The sequence below is a fragment of the Facilibium subflavum genome, from assembly GCF_003574485.1.
Lineage (GTDB): Bacteria > Pseudomonadota > Gammaproteobacteria > Francisellales > Francisellaceae > Facilibium > Facilibium subflavum.
Genome location: NZ_QLIT01000333.1, coordinates 1 through 509, shown reverse-complemented (window position 1 = coordinate 509; position 509 = coordinate 1). Strand labels below are relative to the sequence as shown.

Here is a 509-nt window from a genome sequence, read left to right as displayed (position 1 = left end):
GACAGGTCGCCAACAGAACAGGACGCAAAGAGCCTCGGTGCAGAAAACGCAGAACAAAGACATATCCTCCACTAAAAAAAGCTCGAGGTTTATACAAAAATGCGGCTTAACTTAGTGCCATTAAGCTATGGGCGCCTATCAGGGCAAGAAGACTGGAGAGCATGCACTATTTCGTCAATTAATGGAGGCTCTAAAAACCAATGATGTGCTCTTAGGTGATTGTTATTATCCTTCATATTTTCTGATGGCAACGTTGCTACAACTAGGGGTATCAGGAGTGTTCCCTGCACATGCTTCACGCAAATATGATTTTAGACGTGGTAAGCGCTTGGGTAAAAAAGATCATATTGTTTCATGGGTGCGGCCAAGCAAACCAGATTGGATGACACAGGCTGAATATAATGCCTTTCCCAAAGCAATCAGTATCAGAGAAGTAAGCATTAATATGAAACGCAATGGCTGCCGTAGCAAAGCACGTGTTTTAGTCACCACTTTCTTAGATCATAAGG

The 509-nt window shown here is 43.0% G+C and carries 1 pseudogene; it reads left to right on the top strand.

Annotation, left to right across the window (positions count from 1 at the left end):
* Positions 1 to 127: 127 nt before the first annotated feature.
* Positions 128 to 509, top strand: a pseudogene (locus DNK84_RS13770) (IS4 family transposase); the annotation flags it as partial.